Raw genomic sequence first — 15180 nt, 5'->3', positions numbered from 1 at the left:
TACAGTGCTAAAAAAGCATAGGAGACAAGATCGATTATGAAATGGTCAGAGGTTACAGTTCATACATCACAGGAGGCTGTTGAGGCAGTTTCTCACATTTTGCATGAAGCAGGGGCAAGTGGTGTTTCAATTGAAGATAAAATGGACTTTACAAAGGAGCGTGACAACCGCTTCGGTGAAATTTACGAGGTAGATGCGAACCAGTATCCAGAGGAAGGCGTGCGAGTTAAGGCGTACTTTGCGCTCAATGACACATTCGATCAGCTATTAGAGCAAATCCGCGTATCTGTTAGTGCTCTTTCAGCCTTTGGGCTTGATATTGGCGCGAACATTGTAACTGCGTCAGAGGTTGATGAAGAGGATTGGGCAACGGCGTGGAAGCAATATTACCATCCGATTAAAGTGTCTGATACGTTTACGATTGTGCCAACATGGGAGGAATATACACCTGAGGTAGAAACAGAGCGGATTATCGAACTTGATCCTGGGATGGCGTTTGGGACGGGTACACATCCAACAACAATTATGTGCATCCGGGCACTTGAAAAAGCAGTGCAGCCGGAGGATCTCGTGATTGACGTCGGTACTGGATCAGGCATATTGAGCATTGCGGCTGCCAAGCTTGGCGCTGCTGCTGTACAGGCGTATGATTTGGATGAGGTAGCGGTGGAGAGTGCCCAAATGAATGTGGAGCTCAATAAAGCAGACGATGTTGTCACAGTTGGACAAAACAATCTACTGCAAAATATTGAAGGCCCGGTTGATTTGATTGTCGCAAATCTTCTTGCAGATATTATTTTATTATTCCCGCATGATGCGGCAAGAGTGTTAAAGCCAGGCGGATTATTCATTACATCCGGCATTATTGCAGCGAAGCAGCAGGATGTGAGTGAAGGACTGGAACAAGCCGGTTTTACAATTGAGGAAGTTATGACGATGGAAGACTGGGTTGCAATCATTGCCCGCAACAAGGCGTAAGGGTGTGAGCAAATGCAGCGTTATTTTGTACATGAGGAGCAGGTAAACAACAATCATATTACAATAGAAGGTGACGATGCGCATCATATTACCAGAGTGATGCGCATGGAGCCAGGGGACGAATTGTATTGTTGCTTAAACGGAAAAACAGCGCTTTGTACGATTGCTGAAATTACCAATACATTTGTGAAAGTGGCTGTTGTACAATGGGTGGAGGAGCGTAGCGAACTGCCTGTTGCGATTACAATTGCAAGCGGCCTGCCAAAGGGAGATAAGCTTGAGCTCATTTTACAAAAGGGTACCGAGCTTGGGGCAGCCGCTTTTTTGCCGTTTCAGGCATCTCGTTCGATTGTAAAATGGGATAGCAAAAAGAGCGAGAAGAAGGTAGAGCGTTGGGCAAAAATCGCAAAGGAGGCGGCAGAGCAGGCTCATCGGAGCATTGTGCCGTCGGTAACAGCGCCAATTTCCTTTAAGGAGCTGCTTGCGGCAAGCGCGCAATATGATGCATGTATCGTAGCGTATGAAGAAGAAGCAAGAAAAGGTGAAAAAGCAAATTTTGTGCAAACACTTGAGAAGCTTCAGCCTGGACAGCGTCTTCTAATTGTATTTGGTCCAGAAGGCGGCTTGACAGAGGATGAAGTGCAGCGTTTGTGTGAACATACTTTCGTTTCCTGCAGCTTAGGACCGAGAATTTTACGAACAGAAACAGCACCGCTTTATGCGTTGTCTGCTGTTTCCTATCATTTTGAACTAATGAGGTGATTATATGGCAACAGTTGCGTTTCATACGTTAGGGTGCAAAGTCAACCATTATGAAACAGAAGCGATTTGGCAGCTGTTTAAAGAAGCAGGCTACGAGCGCACCGAATTTGAAAGAGCGGCAGATGTGTATGTGATTAATACATGTACAGTGACAAACACAGGAGATAAAAAGAGCCGGCAAATCATTCGCCGCGCGGTCCGTCAAAATCCAGACGCTGTTATTTGTGTAACAGGCTGTTATGCACAAACATCTCCAGCCGAGATCATGGCTATTCCTGGTGTTGATATTGTTGTTGGAACACAAGATCGCAGCAGCATGCTTGGATATATTGAGCAATATAAAAACGAGCGTCAGCCGATCAATGCGGTGCGCAATATTATGAAAACTCGTGTGTATGAGGAACTGGATGTTCCGTATTTTACAGATCGTACACGTGCATCATTAAAGATTCAAGAAGGCTGCAACAACTTCTGTACATTCTGTATTATTCCATGGGCGCGCGGCTTAATGCGTTCACGTGATCCGCAGGAGGTTATTCGCCAAGCGCAGCAGCTTGTGGATGCAGGCTATCAGGAAATCGTCCTAACCGGTATTCATACAGGCGGATACGGTGAAGATATAAAGGATTATAATCTTGCGATGCTGCTTCGTGACATGGAAGCGCAAGTGAAAGGATTAAAGCGTCTGCGTATTTCTTCAATTGAAGCGAGCCAAATTACAGATGAGGTAATTGAGGTACTGCGCGATTCTAAAATTGTAGTGCGCCATCTGCACATTCCGATTCAGTCAGGATCGAATACAGTACTAAAGCGGATGCGCCGCAAATATACAATGGAGTTTTTCGGAGAGCGTCTTGATCGCTTGAAGGAAGCACTTCCGGGTCTTGCGATTACATCGGATGTTATCGTTGGCTTCCCGGGTGAAACAGAAGAAGAGTTCATGGAAACCTTTAATTTCATCCAAGCACATAAATTCTCTGAATTGCATGTATTTCCGTATTCCAAGCGTACAGGTACGCCTGCCGCTCGTATGGATGATCAAGTAGCTGAGGATGTCAAAAATGAGCGTGTGCATAAGCTTATTGCGTTATCTGATCAGCTCGCGAAGGAATATGCTTCTATGTTTGAGGGTGAAGTGCTTGAAATCATCCCAGAAGAGGCATTCAAGGATGGAGAGCAAACCGGATTACTTGTTGGATATACAGATAATTACCTAAAGGTAGTATTTGAAGGCACGGAAGATTTGATCGGCAAGCTTGTAAAAGTGAAAATTACAAAGGCTGGCTATCCATATAATGAAGGACAATTTGTCCGCGTTGTTGAGGCTGCAGTTGAAACAGAGGCTGCCAGCGCGTGATAAAAAGCATGCAAACGGGGTGTTTGCATGCTTTTTTGCACTGTCGGCAATTTTAGGCGTGCAGTGTCCGTGCAGTTGCCCCACCTAAGCCGCCTAACGTTCCAAGTACAGGATAAAGTTGCGATAGCGAAGGAATGAAATCATAAAACGCGGATAACTTAACAATAGGAAAGGCATATATCTTATGATATAATCCGATTAATTGCAGTGGTCAGATAATGAACTTCGTACATGGCGGTGCGGAAAGGGGTAACAAATGAATTATGCAAAATTGATTGATCATACATTATTGAAGGCAGATGCAAAAAAGGAAGCCATCATAACACTATGTGAGGAAGCAAAGCAGCATCACTTTGCATCTGTGTGTGTGAATCCGACTTGGGTCGAGGTGGCCGCGCAGCTTCTTCACGGAACAGATGTGGCTGTATGTACAGTTATTGGGTTTCCCCTAGGGGCAAACACACCCGAAACAAAAGCATTTGAAGCTAGCGATGCAATTGCCAAGGGTGCAACAGAGGTGGATATGGTTATCAATATTGGGGCGTTAAGGGATGGAAATGACGAACTTGTTGAAAGAGATATTCGTGCGGTTACAGAGGCGGCAAAAGGGAAAGCGCTGACAAAGGTTATTATTGAAACGTCCCTGTTAACGGAAGAAGAGAAGGTGCGTGCTTGCAAATTGGCCGTCAAAGCGGGAGCTGATTTTGTAAAAACGTCAACCGGATTCTCAACGGGCGGTGCGACGGTAGAGGACATCGCTCTTATGAGAAAGACGGTTGGACCTGCTATCGGTGTCAAAGCATCAGGAGGGGTTCGCGACTTTGCAGGTCTGGAAGCGATGGTACAGGCAGGGGCAACTAGGATTGGAACAAGCTCTGGTGTAGCGCTGATTAGCGGACAGGCAGCAAAAACAGATTATTAAGAGGCCCCGACAGGCTAGGGATATTGATCACTGTAAGAAAGTATAAATTTCCAGCCAGAAGCAAATTCGACGTAGTCGGGAATTTTAGGAATACAGTATAAGTGCAACTACGCCTCTGTCTTCGCCCAAGAGCAGGGCTCGCCAATCGGCGAGTTTTCTTTACGCATGGGTGCCTGTCAGTCAAAATTTCTTTACAATATGGTTGACCAGAAAGGAAGCAATGTATTATAATCTTAAAAGACATGCTGAAGAAGTGTTTCTTTTTTGCATGCCCTAGAATCTAAGATGTAAGTGGATGTTTCGGAGGGAGGGAAAGAAGGATGTCTAAAACAGTCGTTCGCAAAAACGAATCTTTGGAGGATGCGCTTCGTCGTTTTAAGAGAGCAGTTTCTAAAACTGGTACGCTTGCGGAAGCAAGAAAACGTGAGTTTTACGAAAAGCCAAGCGTAAAACGCAAGAAGAAGTCTGAAGCAGCTAGAAAGCGTAAATTCTAAGAGAGGGTGTATTTATGAGTCTTCTCGATCGTTTAAACGATGATATGAAACAAGCGATGAAGAATAAAGAAAAAGAAAAGCTTACCACCATTCGGATGGTAAAGTCTGCTTTACAAAATGAAGGCATTAAGCTGCAGCAACAACCCTTGTCTGAAGAGGCTGAGCTAACAGTATTGACTCGTGAATTAAAGCAGCGCAAAGACTCCCTCCTTGAATTTGAAAAAGCGGGTCGTGAAGACCTTGTGGATAAAATAAAAGGCGAAATTGCAGTTTTAGAAGAGTATTTACCACAGCAGTTGAGCGAAGAGGAGCTAACAGCCGTTATTAAGCAAGCAATTGCGGATACGGGTGCAGCTTCTAAAGCTGATATGGGCAAAGTCATGGGTGCAGTCATTCCAAAAGTAAAAGGGAAAGCTGACGGCTCTTTAGTGAATAAGCTTGTTTCACAATTGCTATCATAAAAAAACGTCTCGGTATAACCGAGACGTTTTTTTATGATATTTGACAAGATAAGAAAATATAACTTTTCGGGGTGATGTCTAGCTAGAAGACAATTCGACGTAGTGAGAGATTTTGGGACTAAAGTATAAGTAGGGCTACGCCTCTGTCTTCGCCCAAGGGCAGGGCTCGCCAATCGGCGAGTTTTCTTTATTCCTTAAAAATAAGTTGTAGGCGATGTTGTTCATCTAGAGTTGCAAACAAAATCATGTGAATGGGTTCCTTTATATGCTGCTGCAGCCAAGCTTCATCTTTTCCTAAGGAAAGGAGCGCCTCTTTTCTTATTTTTCCTTCCTTAACAACAACTGTCGGCAATGAAAATGCTTCACTTTTTATATTCATATCATTCCTTGTTGGGGTCTCGTATTCACTTTTTAGGAAGACGGAAATCGTGCCGCCAGGTTCCCACAGGGCAACTGCTACCTTTTGGATGTCCTCTATCTGTTGAAGACGAAGGCTTGATAAAACATAATCGATAGAGACTCTTGCTTTTTTTAAGTTCGATAAGAGAAATCGTCCATTTCGGATTAAAATTAGGGGAGGTGGTTCGAGGAATTTTCTCCATCTTTCCCATTTTAAGCCCAAAAAAGCACTGCCAGCATGCAGAATGACGAGCACAGAGCTTGTAATCATCCCATCCCAAACATCAAGGCTGGGATCGGCAAGAGGATTTCCTAATAGCCCGCCAAGCAAAAGAGCTATCACAAAATCAAGGAAACGTAATTGCGATATAGATCGTTGGCCCATGAATTTGGCCACAAGTACCAAGAAGACATAAATGATTACACCGCGCTCAAGCCATTGCAGCAAAGTAAGATGATTATGTCCCAAAAAGATAGACAATGGTTGCTCCCCCTTTCCTCTATATATTTTTCACCTTCTCCTGCCATATATGTAAAACAGAGCCCTTTTTCTTTTTCGGTGCTAGAACATGCCTTTTCTTCATGCATATGAATTTTTTTATAGACGGTTGTTGGGAATCCTTATTTCACTAAGCATAATTTAGAAACAGTAAAATGGAAGCACTATGCTTCAGCTTATCGGATTCAGTTTAAGGTGTAAAACAGAAACAGGGAGGAAAACAGCAGATTAAATTACTCAAGTAATCACTTTGTAATTGACATTAAAAAGAACTTGGAGAGTTTCCAAGTTCTTTATCATTCGTTGTGAAACTAAAGTAACTGAATAATAAAAACAAACAGTTATCTGTATTAACGAACGTTTTCCTCTCTTCTTCTTCTAAGACCAAGCAGACCTACTAATCCTAATAAACCGAGCCATTCCCAGTTTGTATCATTATCATCATTAATGTCTGTTGTTGTAGTGACGTTTCGAGTGTTTAAGTTGTCATTGTAATTAACTCTATCCACGTTGTTATTGTTATTATTTGCAGCATGAACAGGTGCTACTAAAGTCATTGCAGCTAAAGCTAAAGTACAAGTTATTAAAGATAGCTTTTTCTTCATGGCTCTCTCTCCTTTCATCAATACTTAATGTCTCCAGTTTCATTAGGTGCTATTCATTAAGTTGTAGACAGAACTACTTAGGTTAAAATTGCGATATATACCTCTAATAACCATCATTAGGAATGACGCATAGCATCAGTTTTTTTAGAGATTATAACAACGTGACCGAACGTTGAGAAAGGGAGGTCGCTCAATGAATGTTTTTGAAATAAGGAGGACAATCATGGGAATATTAAGTGGAAATCCAACAAATGAGCCAATGCACTATGGTGAAGTTTTTGGTGTATGGGGTTACCTTGCAACAACTCGTGGATTACTGGTTGGATATCAAACGCTCTATAACCATACTGGCGATGGAGATTTAGAAAATTTCCTTGAAGATATGATGCGAAGTATGAAACAGGAAATCGAGCAGGTCGAAAATTTACTAAAAGTAAATGGAATTGGCTTGCCGCCTTCTCCTCCTGAACGTCCAATCGCTGCGTTAGAAAGTATCCCTGCAGGGGCAAGATTTAACGACCCTGAGATTTCTGCTAGTGTAGGAAGGGACATTGCTACAGGGTTAGTTGCATGTAGCCAAATGATTGGTCAAAGTATTCGTGAAGACGTTGCGATGATGTTTGGACAGTTCCATGCCACTAAGGTCCAATTTGGTGGAAGATTGTTACGGATAAACAAAGAAAAAGGGTGGTTAGTCCCTCCCCCGCTTCATGTACAAACACCTGAGCTTGCTCATGTTTAATTAGCTAAGTACGTCTGAGAATGAATGCTACCTTGATTATTAGGGTAGCATTCTTAATTTCACCTAGTTGCATACTCTCCTTTAAGTTTTGTCACCACAATAGAAAATTTTATTGTTGTGTGGACAAAAAGAAAACGCCCGAATGGCTGCTTTAATTTTCATAAATGATAGTTTTACTTGTATCCAATTTGAATTTTTCCTTCAATTCCTTATTAGCCTTTCTCTCTTCATGTAACTTGTACTGATATCCCTTTGATTCGCATAGTCTTGTATTAGCGGTTCTGTGATTAAGGAGAACATCATCTTGTCCCGAGAAATGCGATTGTATATAGCGACTGTTTTAGTTAACATGATACAAACTCCTTCAGAATATAGTTATGTTAGTGAAGTCATTACAGCATAACAACCACCTGTAAGAAAACTCATACATATGAGATGAGAAGGGGGGATTCTTCGGTGAGAAAGCTTCAGCAACAAATGAAAAGTTGGATTACTAAGAAGATGGACCTGCCTGCTGACGTCCTCATGGATCTTCCTCGCATTACACTGGTTGGACAAATTCACATTTATATAGAAAATCATCGAGGACTGTTAGTATTCTCGGACACAGAGGTGCGTCTGCTGCTGAAGCAGGGGCAATTACTTATAAGGGGCAACTCGTTTGTCATCAAGACGATTCTTCCGGAGGAACTGTTGCTTGAAGGAACAATAGAACAAGTTCTATTTTTGAACGAGTAATGGAGGAGAGTCATGAAGAATCAATGGGTTACCGTCTTTTTGGGATACGTAAAGGTGAGATTAAAAGGCCGCGGCAGCGAGCGCTTTGTAAATGAGTGCGTACGTAGGGGGATATTTGTTTGGAATGTAAAGCGAATAGGAAACGAAGCCCTTACCTTCCATATGCTGCTGAAGGATGTGCGCAGACTCCGCGGGGTGCGCCGTAAAAATGAATGTGATATTGCGTTTATAGGGCGGTACGGCTTTCCGTTTTGGCAAAAGCGTCTTCTGCGTAACAGCGGCTTTTTAATTGGCTTTGTTCTCTTTTTTGTGAGTATTATCATCCTATCTAACATGGTATGGAATGTGAAAATCGAGGGAGCAAAGCCGGAAACCGAATATTTATTGGTTAAGGAGCTGAACCGTCTAGGTGTGGAAAAAGGAAAGCTGCAATTTCAAATGCCTGATGTAGATGCTATTCAGCGTTCGTTAACAAATAATGTCCATTCTATTACCTGGGTAGGTGTGGAGCTGCGAGGTACGACCTATCACTTGCAGGTTGTAGAAAAGAGCGAGCCGGAAGAAGAAGAAGCATTATCCCCTCGTAATTTAATCGCTAAAAAGGAAGCAGTGATTGAAAGGCTGTTTGTAGAGAAGGGGAAGCCGGCTGTGGCGGTGCATGATCATGTAGAAAAGGGGCAATTGCTCGTGTCTGGTATGTATGGCAAAGAAGACAATCCGACACTTGTCCCGGCTAAGGGAGTAATTTTTGGCGAAACTTGGTACAAGTCAGAGGTGGAAGTCCCTTTAAAAACAACTTTTCAAGTATATACAGGAGCGTTTTTTGTGAAGCATTATATCAAATTGGGGAATTTTAAGATAAAAGTTTGGGGATTTGAAGAAAATAAATATAAGCGTTTTAAGGAAGACGCTATGATGTACAATATAAAGTTTTTCCGCTGGTCATTGCCGATTGCTTATGAAAAGGTTTCGGTACGAGAGGAAGAAGCTGCAGACAGACAATATACAGAAAAACAGGCGATTGAGGCCGGGAAAGAAATGGCGCAGCAGGAGCTTAAGAAAAAGTTGGATGAGAAAGCCACGATTGTTGGGGAAAAGGTTTTACAGAAGCGGCTAGAGAATGGTAAATTAAAGTTATCATTACACTATAAGGTAATCGAGGATATCGTTGCTACCCAGCCAATTTCGAAACCGGATACCCAAAAGGAATCTAAAAAGAAACAAAAATCATCATGAAATGGGATTAAACGCAATCACAATTCAGGCGCGGGGTAGGGTACCTGCATTGTGAAGTGAGTGAAGCCCAAGCAAAGCATCCAAATTTAAAGAAAGGAAGTCTACTGAAAGATATATACGCTAAGTTAAATTGGAATAGATGTTTATGGAGCTCAATAGCTTCTCATGCGTTAGATAGTTGTATACATTTTCAGTAGCAGCGTAACGAATGACCGAACAATTAGTGGAACTAACTCAACAAGTAGAAAATCAAAATGAAGCAGCCGCTCTTTTTGGTGTAAATGATGCCAATCTGAAGCTTATTGAACAGGAATTGCAGGTTTCTATTATTACAAGAGGCGGTTCGGTGCGAGTTTCTGGAACAGACGAGCAGGTTCAGCTTGTTGAAGAAATTTTGCAGCGTCTGCTTGCGGTAATCCGAAAGAGCGTAACGATTACAGAACGGGACGTTGCTTACGCTGTCCAGCTTGGACAGAGTGGACGGTTACAGCATTTTGAGGAGCTGTATGAAGAAGAAATCTTCCGAAACGCAAAAGGAAAGCCGATTCACGTTAAAACGATAGGGCAAAGGCAATATATACATGCTATGAAAAAGAATGATATTGTTTTTGGCATTGGGCCAGCTGGGACAGGGAAGACGTATTTGGCAGTTGTCATGGCTGTTCGAGCATTAAAAAATGGCCTAGTTAAGCGCATCATTCTAACGAGACCAGCGGTAGAGGCGGGAGAAAGTCTTGGGTTTCTGCCTGGTGATTTAAAGGAAAAGGTTGATCCGTATTTGCGTCCATTATATGATGCTCTTCATGATGTGCTTGGACAGGAGCATACGCAGCGCATGATTGAGCGTGGTACAATTGAGGTTGCCCCGCTTGCCTATATGAGGGGACGTACACTCGATGACTCCTTTGTTATTTTGGATGAGGCACAAAATACGACGAGTGCACAAATGAAAATGTTTTTAACTCGCCTTGGTTTCAGTTCCAAGATGGTTGTAACTGGCGATCCGTCACAGGTGGACTTGCCGAAAGGGGTAAAGCCCGGCCTTTCTGCTGCATCCGCTATTTTACGCAACGTATCCGGAATTTCCTTTATTATCCTTGAGCAAGCAGATGTTGTTCGTCATCCACTCGTTCAAAAAATTATTGCGGCGTACGATAAAGCAGAATGACCCAGTTTGGGTCATTTTTTTCACACTATAGAAAAGAAGTATAGCTTTCCAGCTAGAAGCAAATTCGGCGTAGTTGGAAAGCTAGGAAGACAGTATAAGTGCACCTACGCCTCTGTCTTCGCCCAAGGGCAGGGCTCGCCAATCGGCGAGTTTTCTTTACTTTCAGAAAGTTCTACACAGCTTCCTATTAGGGGAAATGACAATCGCTCTCTCTTCTTCCGATTCGGAAAAGGTTGGCGTTTCTTTATTTTTTTACTATCATAAAAGAGGAAGACAACCTTTTTGCCTGTCAGTATTGCTTTTTCTTCTTAGTAAACAACTTGCAGGATCTGGATAGAACAGGGGATTTCTGAATTTTGGTTCTTCCAGAAAAATCTTTTACGCTACGAATTTTTGGAGAGGAGCTTATATTTTTATCATGTCCAAGTCAAGCAAACTGTCCCAATGGTTTCGAAGGATGCGATATTCCAGATTGTTTATCGCTTTACTATACCTCTTCTTAGGAGCTGTGTTGTTTTTTACTCTCATCGGTAATGTGAGACCGGATAAGCTTGATATTAAGTTATTGTCCATCGCCAAGAACTCTATTCATTCACCTGTTACGATTGAAGATAAGGTGACAACAGAGAAACGAAAGCGCGAAGCCGCCCAAAAGGTACCGGATCAATACACGTATCATAGTGAGTATAAAAGCAATCGTGTAAATGTGGTGGAATCGGTATTTAGCGCTGTAAAAGAGGTACAAGAGGAGACAAAAGCTGCACAGGCGGACCAAACAGACCCAACAGAACAACCCGATGTATCTGAACAGGAGCAGCTGCAGAAGCTGAAAAAGAAGCTGCCAGCGGAGCTGGTAAAGAGTTTATCTGACCAAGTTTTGCTGGCACTGTTAAACGCCCCGCCGGATCAATTGTCCGTTGCCAGGGAATCGACAATTACAGCAGTGAACTATGCGATGAGTGACCAAATTGATATGAATGAGGCTGACCGGTCAAGGGAGCGTATTGCAAAGGAGCTTCAGGATGTCAGTGTCAGCGGGGGATTAAAAACGGCTATCGTAGCACTCGGTCAATATGCTGTTGTGCCGAACTACTTTTATGATCCAGTTGCGACAAAAGAAAGAAGGAAACTCGAAATGGATGCGGTGGATCCGGTTTTTATTTTGCAAGGTCAAATTCTTGTAAAGGAAGGGGACACCATTACGAGAGAGGTGTATGAGCAATTAGAGCTTGTCGGCCTGCTAGCTGATCACCGTGCCTTTCAGCCTTTCATTGGCCTGTTTCTGCTTCTGTCTGTGCTCCTATATTTTATTTATAAGCAGTTTGATCAATTTTCTAAACAGCAGCGCAGCGATAAGCCGTATCTGTTTGCTTATACTATTATTATAACAATTACTATTTTGACGATGAAGATGATTAGCATCTTCCAAAGCATCGAGTATAACGGTCTTGGTTATCTTGTTCCAGTTGCGATGGGTACGATGCTTGTAAAACTGATGATCGGCGATCGCTTCGTCTTTATCACAAGCCTCATTTTCTCTATAAGCGGCAGCATTATGTTTAATGAGGGCATCACGAGCTCCTTGAATTATCATGTAGGCTTTTACCTGCTCATCAGCTCGCTTTCTGTCACTGTCTTCTTACGTGAGAAGAAGCGGCGCAGTATGATTTTGCATGCAGGTACGCTTGTTGCTGTTTTAAATGTTATTGTTCTAATTGCTTTGCTGCTGCTTCGCAACGGCAGTCTCTCACTGTCAGAAACTGCTCTGCACTTGCTGCTGGCTGCTGTCTCGGGTATCGTTTCCTCCGTGCTCACACTCGGGATTCTGCCGTATCTAGAAAGCGGTCTTGGGATTGTATCAGCGATGAAACTAATGGAGCTTTCAAGCCCAAACTCTCCGCTCTTGCGTAAAATCTTGCTTGAGGCGCCTGGTACATACCATCATAGCATCATGGTCGCTAACTTAGCGGAGGCGGCATGTGATGCGGTTGGGGCCGATGGTTTGCTGGCACGGGTTGGGGCGTATTATCATGATATCGGCAAAACGATGCAGCCGCATTTGTTTATCGAAAACCAGATGGGGATGGGGAACCCGCATGATTCTCTAAAACCAGAAGTAAGCAGGGATATTATTTTTGCCCATGTGAGTGATGGCGTAGCGGTTCTGGAGGAGCATCGAATTCCAAAGGAGATTATTGATATTACCGCGCAGCATCATGGTACGACTTTGTTGAAATATTTTTATTATAAAGCGGTGAAGGAAGACGAACAGCGTTACACAGAAAATATGTTTCGTTATCCTGGTCCGAAGGCATCCTCAAAAGAATCTGCAGTTGTCGGCATTGCTGACAGTGTAGAGGCGGCAGTCCGCTCGATGAACGCACCGACGCCCGAGCAAATCGCGCAACTGGTACAAGGGATTATTGCTGATCGTTTAAAGGACGGGCAGTTCAGTGAATGTAATTTAACGTTTAAGGAACTGCAAACAATTGAGAAGACAATTTGCGAGACATTGAACGGTATTTTTCATTCACGCATTAAATATCCAAACTTATAAGATAGCAGGTGGCATATATGGGAGTGACAATTGACTTTTTTGATGAAACAAAGGAAATCGCTGCAGAGCACCTTGAAACGCTGCAGCAGTTAATTTACTTTGCCGCAAAGCGGGAAGGAATTGAAGAAGAAGCGGAAATGTCTATAACATTTGTGGATAATGCGCGCATTCAAGAAATAAATTATGAATACCGTGGTAAGAATCAGCCAACTGACGTAATTTCTTTTGCAATGGAGGAGCTAGGGGAAGGAGAGCATGAAATTGTTGGCGAGGATATGCCGCGCATTCTCGGGGATATTATTATCTCCATCCCAAAAACGAAAGAGCAGGCTGCGGAGTACGGTCATTCCTTTATGAGAGAGCTTGGCTTTTTAGCTGTACATGGCTTTTTGCATTTGCTTGGCTACGATCATATGACAGAAGAGGATGAAGCTGTTATGTTCACAAAGCAAAAGGAAATTTTAGCTGAATACGGACTGCACAGATGAAAAAGGGGAAGCTGCTAAAAAGCTTTCAATATGCGTTTTTAGGAATTGCATTTTGCTTACGTTCAGAGCGGAATATGCAAATTCATGCAGCGGCTACTGTGCTTGTTTTATTAATGGGGACCTATGTTCGAGTAACAAAAATGGAATGGCTCGTGCTGCTTTTAACGATAGGTGGGGTATGGTCCTTAGAAATGGTAAATACAGCGCTTGAGAAGACGGTAGATTTGATAATAGCAGAGCGGCATCCTTTTGCTAAAATTGCAAAGGATGCTGCAGCTGGCGCCGTACTCGTTTTCTCGTGTATTGCTGTGGTGATTGGGCTAGTAATCTTTATTCCATATTTGTGGTAGCTTACAGCTGCATTGGACCGCAGTGTAGCACATAATTTTCGATGGAGAGGAAGAGGGCTGTGAGTGTTCAAGATCTTATTCAACAAGCAATAGAGGCACGGCAGAAGGCGTATGTACCCTATTCAAAGTTTAGTGTCGGAGCGGCGCTTCTTACGAAGGATGGGAAGGTATATAGGGGCTGTAATGTAGAAAACGCTTCATACGGCTTAACGAACTGTGCAGAGCGTACTGCGTTATTTAAAGCTGTTTCAGAAGGGGATACTGAGTTTTCGGCTATCGCTGTTGTAGCGGATACGAACGGTCCTGTGTCGCCTTGTGGCGCATGCCGGCAAGTTATGGTAGAATTGTGCAAGCCGGACACGAAGATATATTTGTCAAACTTACGGGGAGATATATTGGAAACGAGTGTCACAGAGCTATTACCAGGAGCATTTTCATCGGAGGATTTACATGAATAAAGAAGGATTTAAATCAGGATTTGTTTCGATTATCGGAAGACCAAACGTTGGAAAATCAACATTTCTTAACCGAATGATTGGTCAAAAAATTGCTATTATGAGTGACAAGCCGCAAACAACGCGCAATAAAATTCAAGGGGTATATACAGAGGAAGACGCGCAAATCGTTTTCATTGATACTCCCGGCATACATAAGCCAAAGCATAAGCTTGGCGACTTTATGATGAAAATTGCGCAAAATACGCTTAGAGAAGTAGATATTGTTTTATTTATGGTCAACGCTGAAGAGGGACCAGGCCGCGGTGATGAGTTTATTATTGAGAAGCTGCAGCATACGAAGCAGCCTGTGTTTTTGATTATCAATAAAATTGATCAAATTCATCCAGATGAACTTCTTCCATTGATTGACAAATACCGTACATTGTATCCGTTCGCAGAGATTATCCCGATTTCTGCTTTAGAAGGAAATAATGTGGATGCTCTTGCAAGAACGGTAAAAAAATATTTGCCTGAGGGGCCGCAGTATTATCCATCTAATCAGATTACAGACCATCCGGAGCGTTTCATTATGGAGGAGCTTATCCGGGAGAAGGTGCTGCATTTAACGCGTGAGGAAATTCCTCATTCCGTTGCTGTTGTGATTGATGCGATTCAAAAGCGTGAAGGCGGTGCCGTTTACGTAAATGCGACAATTGTTGTCGAGCGCCCGTCTCAAAAGGGGATTGTGATTGGCAAGCAAGGGGCTATGCTAAAGGAAATTGGGAAACGGGCCCGCATGGATATTGAAGCGCTTTTGGGATCTAAAGTTTTTCTGGAGGTTTGGGTGAAGGTCATTAAGGATTGGCGTAATAAAATGACGCAGCTGCGAGACCTCGGCTTCCGCGAAGATGAGTATTTGTAGAAAGCTTTCATTCCCGCAGCTTGTTCCACTTAAAAGATACATTTCCAGCTAGAAGTTAGTTGAAC

General features: G+C 43.0%; 17 protein-coding genes. 15 read left to right on the top strand and 2 right to left on the bottom strand.

The features are described from left to right. The first annotated feature begins 36 nt into the window (after positions 1-36). From prmA to EP737_RS07360, 6 genes are all read left to right on the top strand, one after another. The gene (gene prmA / locus EP737_RS07385) at positions 37-978 is read left to right on the top strand and encodes a 50S ribosomal protein L11 methyltransferase (RefSeq protein ID WP_129727317.1); all 942 of its coding nucleotides are present in this window, start codon (positions 37-39) and stop codon (positions 976-978) included. A 12-nt stretch (positions 979-990) separates the two neighbouring features. Further along, the gene (locus tag EP737_RS07380) at positions 991-1740 is read left to right on the top strand and encodes a 16S rRNA (uracil(1498)-N(3))-methyltransferase (RefSeq protein ID WP_129727316.1); all 750 of its coding nucleotides are present in this window, start codon (positions 991-993) and stop codon (positions 1738-1740) included. A 4-nt stretch (positions 1741-1744) separates the two neighbouring features. Next, complete coding sequence (mtaB, locus tag EP737_RS07375; protein WP_129727315.1) at positions 1745-3097, top strand: tRNA (N(6)-L-threonylcarbamoyladenosine(37)-C(2))-methylthiotransferase MtaB; 1353 nt, start codon at positions 1745-1747, stop codon at positions 3095-3097. A 256-nt stretch (positions 3098-3353) separates the two neighbouring features. After that, positions 3354-4019 carry a deoxyribose-phosphate aldolase gene (gene deoC, locus EP737_RS07370; protein WP_129727314.1) on the top strand — a complete coding sequence of 222 codons (666 nt, stop codon included), beginning with the start codon at positions 3354-3356 and terminating at the stop codon, positions 4017-4019. 320 nt (positions 4020-4339) lie between these two features. Next, on the top strand, positions 4340-4513 hold the full coding sequence (rpsU, locus tag EP737_RS07365) for a 30S ribosomal protein S21 (protein ID WP_129727313.1): 174 nt from the start codon (positions 4340-4342) through the stop codon (positions 4511-4513). A 14-nt stretch (positions 4514-4527) separates the two neighbouring features. Then, positions 4528-4974, top strand: a complete 447-nt coding sequence (locus EP737_RS07360; RefSeq protein WP_129727312.1) for a GatB/YqeY domain-containing protein — start codon at positions 4528-4530, stop codon at positions 4972-4974. Positions 4975-5161: 187 nt separating this feature from the next. On the opposite strand, the gene EP737_RS07355 is transcribed toward EP737_RS07360, so the two are convergent. After that, the gene (locus EP737_RS07355) at positions 5162-5854 is read right to left on the bottom strand and encodes a DUF421 domain-containing protein (RefSeq protein WP_246040195.1); all 693 of its coding nucleotides are present in this window, start codon (positions 5852-5854) and stop codon (positions 5162-5164) included. Between the two features lie 368 nt (positions 5855-6222). Beyond that, a complete protein-coding gene (locus EP737_RS07350) occupies positions 6223-6477 on the bottom strand; it encodes a WGxxGxxG family protein (protein ID WP_129727311.1) in 255 nt (84 codons plus the stop codon). A 223-nt stretch (positions 6478-6700) separates the two neighbouring features. On the opposite strand from EP737_RS07350, the gene EP737_RS07345 reads away from it, so the two are divergent. The 9 genes from EP737_RS07345 to era all read left to right on the top strand — a co-directional run bounded on the left by EP737_RS07345 (position 6701) and on the right by era (position 15115). Continuing rightward, complete coding sequence (locus EP737_RS07345) at positions 6701-7219, top strand: DUF3231 family protein (protein ID WP_129727310.1); 519 nt, start codon at positions 6701-6703, stop codon at positions 7217-7219. Positions 7220-7654: 435 nt separating this feature from the next. Beyond that, positions 7655-7957: a sporulation protein YqfC gene (gene yqfC / locus EP737_RS07340; RefSeq protein ID WP_379952305.1), complete on the top strand. Its 303-nt coding sequence runs from the start codon at positions 7655-7657 to the stop codon at positions 7955-7957. Between the two features lie 12 nt (positions 7958-7969). After that, on the top strand, positions 7970-9193 hold the full coding sequence (gene yqfD, locus EP737_RS07335; RefSeq protein ID WP_129727306.1) for a sporulation protein YqfD: 1224 nt from the start codon (positions 7970-7972) through the stop codon (positions 9191-9193). A gap of 208 nt (positions 9194-9401) precedes the next feature. Continuing rightward, on the top strand, positions 9402-10361 hold the full coding sequence (locus tag EP737_RS07330; protein ID WP_129727304.1) for a PhoH family protein: 960 nt from the start codon (positions 9402-9404) through the stop codon (positions 10359-10361). 418 nt (positions 10362-10779) lie between these two features. Then, a complete protein-coding gene (locus tag EP737_RS07325; protein ID WP_129727302.1) occupies positions 10780-12918 on the top strand; it encodes an HD family phosphohydrolase in 2139 nt (712 codons plus the stop codon). 17 nt (positions 12919-12935) lie between these two features. Further along, complete coding sequence (gene ybeY, locus EP737_RS07320) at positions 12936-13406, top strand: rRNA maturation RNase YbeY (protein WP_129727300.1); 471 nt, start codon at positions 12936-12938, stop codon at positions 13404-13406. Beyond that, the gene (locus EP737_RS07315; RefSeq protein ID WP_129727298.1) at positions 13403-13756 is read left to right on the top strand and encodes a diacylglycerol kinase family protein; all 354 of its coding nucleotides are present in this window, start codon (positions 13403-13405) and stop codon (positions 13754-13756) included. Before ybeY ends, EP737_RS07315 begins: the two co-directional genes overlap by 4 nt. Positions 13757-13797: 41 nt before the next feature. Further along, on the top strand, positions 13798-14214 hold the full coding sequence (locus EP737_RS07310; protein ID WP_410776139.1) for a cytidine deaminase: 417 nt from the start codon (positions 13798-13800) through the stop codon (positions 14212-14214). Continuing rightward, positions 14207-15115, top strand: coding sequence for a GTPase Era (era, locus tag EP737_RS07305; RefSeq protein ID WP_129727294.1), 909 nt, complete (start codon positions 14207-14209; stop codon positions 15113-15115). The genes EP737_RS07310 and era overlap by 8 nt, the downstream gene beginning before the upstream one ends. Positions 15116-15180 lie beyond the last annotated feature (65 nt).

Source organism: Ectobacillus funiculus (assembly GCF_004138295.1).
Lineage (GTDB): Bacteria > Bacillota > Bacilli > Bacillales > Bacillaceae_G > Ectobacillus > Ectobacillus funiculus.
This window is presented reverse-complemented; position numbering and strand designations above follow the sequence as displayed.

What these genes read in the sequence shown, in the direction of transcription:
- prmA (WP_129727317.1), top strand. Translation starts at nt 37, where the DNA reads ATGAAATGGTCAGAGGTTACAGTTCATACATCACAGGAGGCTGTTGAG.
- EP737_RS07380 (WP_129727316.1), top strand. Translation starts at nt 991, where the DNA reads ATGCAGCGTTATTTTGTACATGAGGAGCAGGTAAACAACAATCATATT.
- mtaB (WP_129727315.1), top strand. Translation starts at nt 1,745, where the DNA reads ATGGCAACAGTTGCGTTTCATACGTTAGGGTGCAAAGTCAACCATTAT.
- deoC (WP_129727314.1), top strand. Translation starts at nt 3,354, where the DNA reads ATGAATTATGCAAAATTGATTGATCATACATTATTGAAGGCAGATGCA.
- rpsU (WP_129727313.1), top strand. Translation starts at nt 4,340, where the DNA reads ATGTCTAAAACAGTCGTTCGCAAAAACGAATCTTTGGAGGATGCGCTT.
- EP737_RS07360 (WP_129727312.1), top strand. Translation starts at nt 4,528, where the DNA reads ATGAGTCTTCTCGATCGTTTAAACGATGATATGAAACAAGCGATGAAG.
- EP737_RS07350 (WP_129727311.1), bottom strand. Translation starts at nt 6,477, where the DNA reads ATGAAGAAAAAGCTATCTTTAATAACTTGTACTTTAGCTTTAGCTGCA.
- EP737_RS07345 (WP_129727310.1), top strand. Translation starts at nt 6,701, where the DNA reads ATGGGAATATTAAGTGGAAATCCAACAAATGAGCCAATGCACTATGGT.
- yqfC (WP_379952305.1), top strand. Translation starts at nt 7,655, where the DNA reads ATGAGAAGGGGGGATTCTTCGGTGAGAAAGCTTCAGCAACAAATGAAA.
- yqfD (WP_129727306.1), top strand. Translation starts at nt 7,970, where the DNA reads ATGAAGAATCAATGGGTTACCGTCTTTTTGGGATACGTAAAGGTGAGA.
- EP737_RS07330 (WP_129727304.1), top strand. Translation starts at nt 9,402, where the DNA reads ATGACCGAACAATTAGTGGAACTAACTCAACAAGTAGAAAATCAAAAT.
- EP737_RS07325 (WP_129727302.1), top strand. Translation starts at nt 10,780, where the DNA reads ATGTCCAAGTCAAGCAAACTGTCCCAATGGTTTCGAAGGATGCGATAT.
- ybeY (WP_129727300.1), top strand. Translation starts at nt 12,936, where the DNA reads ATGGGAGTGACAATTGACTTTTTTGATGAAACAAAGGAAATCGCTGCA.
- EP737_RS07315 (WP_129727298.1), top strand. Translation starts at nt 13,403, where the DNA reads ATGAAAAAGGGGAAGCTGCTAAAAAGCTTTCAATATGCGTTTTTAGGA.
- EP737_RS07310 (WP_410776139.1), top strand. Translation starts at nt 13,798, where the DNA reads ATGGAGAGGAAGAGGGCTGTGAGTGTTCAAGATCTTATTCAACAAGCA.
- era (WP_129727294.1), top strand. Translation starts at nt 14,207, where the DNA reads ATGAATAAAGAAGGATTTAAATCAGGATTTGTTTCGATTATCGGAAGA.